Origin of the sequence: Mesorhizobium sp. M7A.F.Ca.US.006.04.2.1 (assembly GCF_004022915.1) — a bacterium.
In the GTDB taxonomy this organism is placed as follows: domain Bacteria; phylum Pseudomonadota; class Alphaproteobacteria; order Rhizobiales; family Rhizobiaceae; genus Mesorhizobium; species Mesorhizobium ciceri.
In genome coordinates this window covers 1-6,454 of record NZ_RZQA01000321.1, presented here as the reverse complement: position 1 = coordinate 6,454, position 6,454 = coordinate 1, and the positions used below count along the sequence as shown (strand labels likewise).

Here is a 6,454-nt window from a genome sequence, read left to right as displayed (position 1 = left end):
CCGCATTGTCGCCGAGAAACGGCATCGAGCCGTGCGCGATCTCCCCCTTGGTCTCGATCTCCGCCCACCAGACGCCACGATGGCCGAGGCAGATGCGGTCCTTGTTCAGCGGCTCGGGAATGATGACATGGTCGACCCTGGGTTTTGAGAAATAGCCGAGCCTGGCCAGATGCGCGACGCCGCCGAAGCCGCCGGATTCCTCGTCGACGGTGCCGGATATTTCGATGGCGCCGGGAAAATCAGGGAAGACTTCCAGGAAGGCCTCGGCTGCGATGATAGAGGCGGCAAGACCGCCCTTCATGTCGCAGGCGCCGCGGCCATAGACCCTGCCGTCCTTGACGATGCCGGCGAAGGGATCGACGGTCCAGCCATCGCCGGCTTCGACCACGTCGACATGCGAGTTGAAGTGGACGCAGGCGCCTGATGATCTCCCGTCGAAACGGGCAACGACATTGACGCGCGGGTAGCGGTCGGTGTCGCCGGGCGTGCCTTCGGCGCGGATGAACTCGGTCTCGAAACCGCTCTTCTTCAGCCGCGCGCCGAGATATTCGGCGCATGGCCGGTAGGCCTCGCCGGGTGGATTGATGGTCGGAAAACGGATCAGCTCGGCGGTCAGCGCGACGACGTCGTCGCGCCTGTCATCGATTGCCTGGAGGAGTCGCTGGTTCATGCGCAGAGTTGAGCAGCGATCCCAGCGATTTTGCAAGCCCGCCGGCGATCAAGCCGGTGCGGCGTGTCGTTGCGGCAACTATTGCGGGAAATCGTTCAAATTCGCTGCTTTGGATTGGCGAATTGGTCAAGGTGTGTGTGTTAGCCCGTGCATCTGCCATTAAAAAGATGAAAAACAATCAGGCAGGCAGGTTAGGGGCAATCAAAGGGGTTTGATCGCATGAAAAAGACAGTTCTCATGGCAACCATGTTTGTTGCAATGCTGTTCGGTGCTTCGGGGCAGGGCTGGGCAGCCAGCCTCGTTGCAAATATAGACGTGTCGTCGCAGACGATGACCGTCAGATATGGCGCGTCGGTTTACCGGTGGAGTGTCTCCACCGCCCGCACCGGCTACTTCACGCCGCGCGGCACCTATCGGCCGCAGCGCACGGCCAGGATGTGGTATTCGCGCAAATACCATATGTCGCCGATGCCCTATTCGGTGTTCTTCCATGGCGGCTATGCCATCCATGGAACCGGCGCCGTCAGGCAGCTCGGCCGCCCGGCGTCGCATGGCTGCGTGAGGCTGCACACGGCCAATGCCGCCACGTTCTATTCGATGGTGCGGGAAGTGGGTTTCGGCAACACGCGCATTGTCGTCACCAACTAAGGCGGTTCAGGTTCGCTGTTGTCTGCTGGCGCTGGGCTAACCCCACGCCAGCAGCTCTGCCTAAGCGTTTGGGACCGCCTTTGCCTGCGGTCGCTTTCGACGCCCGCCGCTGATCTCCCACCTTTTGTGGAACCACATCCACTGGCCGGGATCTTCTCGCACCCAGCGCTCGACGACGTCGTTGAGACGCTGGGTGGTGGCACGGACATCGACGCTGCCGTCAGCGGTGCGCGGCAAGGTTAACTTGTTCTCGATTTCGAGCCGGAAGCGGTTGCCTGGCAGCCTGACGCAGCGCGCCGGATAGACGTCGCAATCGTAGTGGCGGGCAAGGGTGGCCAGCACGCGATTGCTCTGGCAGGGACGGCCGAAGAATGTCGTCTCCAGTCCATTGGAGAATTTCTGGTCGACAAGGATGCCGATGTTGCCGCCGTTCTCCAGAACCCCGGCCAGGGCGAATGACGCGCCCGCCATGGATGGCAGCAACGAGCCCATGGTCGAGCGGCGCGTCGAGAGGATGTAGTCGGCGAGATAGGGATTGTTAGGCGGGCGAAACAGCGCAGTGATGTTCATGCCGAAAGTCGCGGCCGCCACCGGCAGCAATTCGAAATTACCGAGATGACCGGTGAAGACGATGTGCGGCTTCTCTTCGCTGGCTATTTCGACGAAGTGGTCAGCTCCCTTGACCTCGACGCGGCCGGGCTCGCTGGCCGCGGGGTCGTAGTCGAAGAGGGCGTCGAGAAAGATGTATTCCGCGGCCAAGCGAGCCATGTTGCCCCACATGTCGGAGGCGATCGCCTGGATCTCGGCTTCGCTCTTTTCCGGATAGGCCTTGCGCAGATTGTCGACGGCGACCTGATGGCGTCCAACCCGGGGGCCGACCAGGCGAGCGACGCGGTCGGCGAAATTCAGCGCACTGTCGGCCGGCAGCAGGCGCAGGACCCAGATGATCATCATCGCTGCCCGCGCCACCAGCCAGTAATTGAGCTGGCGCAGTTGCCTGCCGTAACGAAATTTGAGGTCCCGGCGGAACTTCTTGAATACAGAGGTCAAGGCTCTAGCCGACGCGCAGGATGATCTTGCCGAAAACGTCGCGGCCTTCCATGCGCTTCAGCGCGGCGTCGATACCGTCGAAGCCGACTTCGGTGTCGATGACGGGTGCGACTTGTCCCGCCGCCATTTTCTGCATGGCGTTGGCCATGTTTTCCATGCGGCAGCCAAAGGAGCCAAGCAGTTTCAATTGCTGCTGGAACAGCTGCATCAAATTGATCTGCGTCGACACGCCGGAGGTCGAACCGCAGGTCACCAGGCGGCCGCCACGCTTCAGGCACAGCATCGAGGCGGCGAATGTGTCGGCGCCGACATGTTCAAAGACGACGTCGACGCCCTTCTTCTTGGTCAGCTTGCGCACGACGCCCTCGAAACGGTCGTCGCGGTAGTTGATGACATGGTCGGCGCCGAGCGCCTTGGCCTTGTCGATCTTGTCGTTGGAACCGACCGTAGTGATGATCGTGCAGCCCATCCGCTTGGCCAGCTGGATGGCCGCCGAGCCGATGCCGGATCCGCCGGCATGGATAAGGATGGTTTCGCCGGGTTGAAGCCTGGCGTTGTCGAACAGCATGTGCTCGACGGTGCCGAAGGTGACGGGCGCCACCGCCGCGCCGATGTCGGTCACGCCGGGCGGGGCAGGGACCAGCAGGCGGGCCGGCAGGTTGATCTTCTCCTGCGCGAAGCCGTCGAGATGGAAGCCGTGAACGCCCGAAACATGTTCGCAGAGGTTGTCGCGGCCTTCGCGGCAGGCTCGGCAGAGGCCGCAGGTGCGCGCGCCATAGATCGACACCAATTGTCCGGGCAGCAGGCTGGAAACGCCGGGGCCAACCGCCTCGACCTCGCCGGATGCCTCCGCGCCGACGACCAGCGGCAGCTTGCGCTTGGCGAAGGCCATGCCGCGCCAGCCCCAGACGTCGATATGGTTCAGCGCTACTGCCTTGATGCGCAGCGTGACTTCGCCGAGTGCCGGCGGTGGAGGAGGCGGCAGGTCCACCGTCTCAAGACGGCGGTCCTCTATAAGTTGCAATGCGCGCATGGGGCCTGTCGGTTCAGTCTGGCTGAAAAAGGTCGCTTAGACCGGTTCCCGCGCCATGACAAGGCAAGTGTTCTGGCCGCCGAAGCCGAAGGAGCTCGACAGAACGGTGCGGACTTCGGCGTTGCGCTTCTTGTTCGGCACCACGTCGAGCACGATCGCGGGGTCGGGATTGTCATAGTTGATGGTCGGCGGAATGACGCTTTCGCGCATCGTCATCAGCGAGAAAGCCGCCTCGACAGCGCCCGCCGCCGACAGCGTGTGACCGATCATCGATTTGTTCGACGAGACCGGCATAGAGCCGATCCGCTCGCCGAACACCGTCGACAGCGCCAGATGCTCCATCTTGTCGTTTTCGGGCGTCGAGGTGCCGTGGGCATTGACGTAGTCGATCTCGTCTTCACCCAGTCCGGCATCGACGAGAGCGGCGCGGACCGCGGCGATGGCCGGTGAAGCGTCCGGTTTGGAGCGGGTGCGGTGGAAGTCGTCGGCCTTCTCGCCGCAGCCGCCCAGGACGCCGAGAATAGTCGCGCCGCGAGCCAATGCCGTCTCAAGCGATTCCAACACCAGCGCCCCCGATCCCTCGGCCAACACGAAGCCGTCGCGATCCCTGGAGAAGGGTTTCGACGCCTTTTCGGGGATGTCGTTGTGCGTGGAGAGCGCCGAAAGCAATGAGAAACGGATCAATGCCTCGGCGGTCGCGGAACCGTCCGCGCCGATCGACAGCGCACGGTCGCATTCGCCGCGTCGGATCGCCTCGACACCGAGCTGAATCGCGGTGGCGCCTGAAGCGCAAGCCGTCGACAGCGTGATCGGCAGACCACGCGTGCCAAGGCGATCGGCAAGGCGGCCGGCGATCGAACCGAACTGGGCGGTCTCGAAAATATCCAGCTCTTTCAAGCTACGCGCGACCCGAAGCAGTCTTTCGGCGGCGGTGTCATCCTTGTCCTTGTCAGAATTGTAGAGCGAGAAGCGCTCGGCCCAGTCGAGTTCGACTGGCGGCGATGCGAGGAAGAGCGGTCCGCCGAAATCGCTGGAATCAAGACCGGCTTCGCTCACCGCTTCTAAGCCCGCCAGCTCGGCTAGCTCATAGGTGAGTGGGCTGGCGCCTTTCGAACTCGACGGCAGGAAATCGACCATGCCGGAGATGCGGGTGTTCAATTGATCGATGGGAAAGCGGGTGATCGGGTGAATGCCCGACTTGCCGGAGGTCAGTGCCGCCCAATTGTCTGATTTGCCGACGCCAAGCGAGGTCACCACGCCGATGCCGGTGACGGCGACGATCGGCCTGCCCATGTGATCTCTGAGATTGGCCATCCGGGAGCCCTCTTATCGTTGCAGCATGGATCGTGGAGCCGCGTTACGCGGCATTGACCAGCGCCATGCCCTCGAATTGGTGATAGCCGATCGCCGTTGCAAGGACGGATTGGGGAACGCCTTCGAACGGCGTCTCGGCTGCGGCATCAAAAACAGGATAGGCGGCCTTGCGGTCGACAGCGAGTGCCGCCAGTGCCACAGCGAAAGGAAACTGTGCTTCCTTCATGTGCCCGGTCAGCGTCGAGAAGCCACGCGCGGCGATCGCCGGATTGGCATCGAGCGCTGCCTTCTCGGCTGTTGTCGCCGCATGCGCCCCCGATGCGCCCGACAGGGTCAGCAATTTGCCGTTCGGCAATGCAGCCTGCTTGAGCAGTGCGGCGATCTCGGCGTCGAGTTCTCCCCGTGGCCGCCGGGCGCGGCCGGAGACGACCGGTCCAAGTTCTGCATAGATCTTGCGGCCGCGGCTCATCGCGTGTTCGCGCTGCTCCAGCACCAGGAAGGCGCCGCCGGAGCCGGTCACGACGCCACCGCCCTCAGTGCCCTGTCTTTGCCAAACCGGCTTCCATGGGCCGCGATGCAGATAGCCGGCGAGTTCATAGCCGAGCAGCATATCGGAATGTTCGGTCTGGAAGGCACCGCCGACCAGGATATGCGTCGACTGACCCGAGCGGATGCGTGCGGCGGCCGTTTCAACCGCGGCGACACCGGCACCTTCCTCGCCCATGAAGGTTCTGGACGAACCGGTGACCTTGTGGACGATGGAGATGTTGCCGGCGAGCAGGTTGGACAATTGGGCCAGAAACAGTGTCGGGCGCAATTCGGTGGTCAATTTCTCGTTGAGCAGTACATCGCGGTCATTGCGGCTTTCCGAAGCGGCGAGAATGGCGGCATCGACCGCCTCGTCGCGCTCGCCGCCGCCCGCCGCCACAACCATGTCCATGGTCGCGCAGAGTTCGTCATTGCCCTTGATGCCGGCGTCGTCCAGTGCAAGGCCGGCAGCATAGGTGCCGAGCCTCTGCCAGGTTTCCATCTGGCGCTGATCGCCACGCTTGGCGATCTGCAGGTTCCAGTCGATCTCAGGCAGCGGATGGACAGTATAGGGTGCAAAGCGCGTCGCTTCGAGCACCGGCTGCGGGCCCGGTTGCGCGAGCTTCTGCCAGTGGGCGTCAGGACCTTCCCCCAGCGAGGAGACAAGGCCGATACCTGATATGACGACGTCGCGGGGGCTGCTCATGTGCGGCTTTGTGGGTCAGGCGGCAGAGCGCGTCAAGATCGTGCGCTCAACTGACGTCAGGCAGTCTTGGCGGCGACCAGCGCGTCGATCTTGGCGCACAGGTTCTTCATGACGAAGTAATCGTCGGTCGAAGCCTTGCCGTCATTGACCTCCTGGGTCCACTTTTCCAGCGGCACCTTGATGCCGAATTCCTTGTCGATGGCAAAGACGATGTCGAGGAAATCGAGGCTGTCTATGCCGAGATCGTCAATCGTATGGCTCTCGGGCGTGATGGTGTCGATATCGATCTCGCTGGTGTCGGCAATGATCTTGGCGACTTTGTCGAACGTGGTGGACAAGGGCTTTTCCTTCGGTTGCGGGCGGAATCTGTCCGCATCTTGTTTGGGCGCTGTCTAATCGGTTTTTTCCGGCAGGAAAAGGCCTGATACGCCGGGCGCAGATGGGTAGGGTTCCTTCGAAACGCAAGAAGGGCCGCCGGTTTACCCGGCGGCCCTTCTGTTGACGC

The 6,454-nt window shown here is 62.7% G+C and carries 8 protein-coding genes; 2 read left to right on the top strand and 6 right to left on the bottom strand.

Annotation, left to right across the window (positions count from 1 at the left end; genetic code table 11):
- Window positions 1-670: M20/M25/M40 family metallo-hydrolase (locus EN925_RS17970; protein WP_128336770.1), on the bottom strand; the 670-nt coding region annotated here is incomplete at its 3' end.
- Window positions 671-678: 8 nt separating this feature from the next.
- On the opposite strand from EN925_RS17970, the gene EN925_RS17965 reads away from it, so the two are divergent.
- Entirely contained in the window at window positions 679-885 is a 207-nt protein-coding gene (locus EN925_RS17965) for a hypothetical protein (RefSeq protein ID WP_127384794.1), read from the top strand.
- 4 nt (window positions 886-889) lie between these two features.
- A complete protein-coding gene (locus EN925_RS17960) occupies window positions 890-1,318 on the top strand; it encodes a L,D-transpeptidase (protein WP_013531220.1) in 429 nt (142 codons plus the stop codon).
- Window positions 1,319-1,378: 60 nt separating this feature from the next.
- On the opposite strand, the gene EN925_RS17955 is transcribed toward EN925_RS17960, so the two are convergent.
- Genes EN925_RS17955 through EN925_RS17935 form a run of 5 tightly spaced genes read right to left on the bottom strand, consistent with a single transcriptional unit; the run spans window position 1,379 to window position 6,287 of the window.
- Window positions 1,379-2,368, bottom strand: a complete 990-nt coding sequence (locus tag EN925_RS17955) for a lipid A biosynthesis lauroyl acyltransferase (protein ID WP_013531221.1) — start codon at window positions 2,366-2,368, stop codon at window positions 1,379-1,381.
- A 4-nt stretch (window positions 2,369-2,372) separates the two neighbouring features.
- Window positions 2,373-3,401 (bottom strand): zinc-binding dehydrogenase, encoded by a 1,029-nt coding sequence (locus EN925_RS17950; protein WP_013531222.1) that lies wholly within the window; start codon window positions 3,399-3,401, stop codon window positions 2,373-2,375.
- Window positions 3,402-3,437: 36 nt separating this feature from the next.
- Complete coding sequence (locus tag EN925_RS17945) at window positions 3,438-4,715, bottom strand: beta-ketoacyl-ACP synthase (protein WP_128336769.1); 1,278 nt, start codon at window positions 4,713-4,715, stop codon at window positions 3,438-3,440.
- Between the two features lie 43 nt (window positions 4,716-4,758).
- Window positions 4,759-5,949, bottom strand: coding sequence for a beta-ketoacyl-ACP synthase (locus EN925_RS17940; protein ID WP_024501277.1), 1,191 nt, complete (start codon window positions 5,947-5,949; stop codon window positions 4,759-4,761).
- Between the two features lie 56 nt (window positions 5,950-6,005).
- On the bottom strand, window positions 6,006-6,287 hold the full coding sequence (locus EN925_RS17935) for an acyl carrier protein (protein ID WP_010909964.1): 282 nt from the start codon (window positions 6,285-6,287) through the stop codon (window positions 6,006-6,008).
- Between the last annotated feature and the right edge of the window lie 167 nt (window positions 6,288-6,454).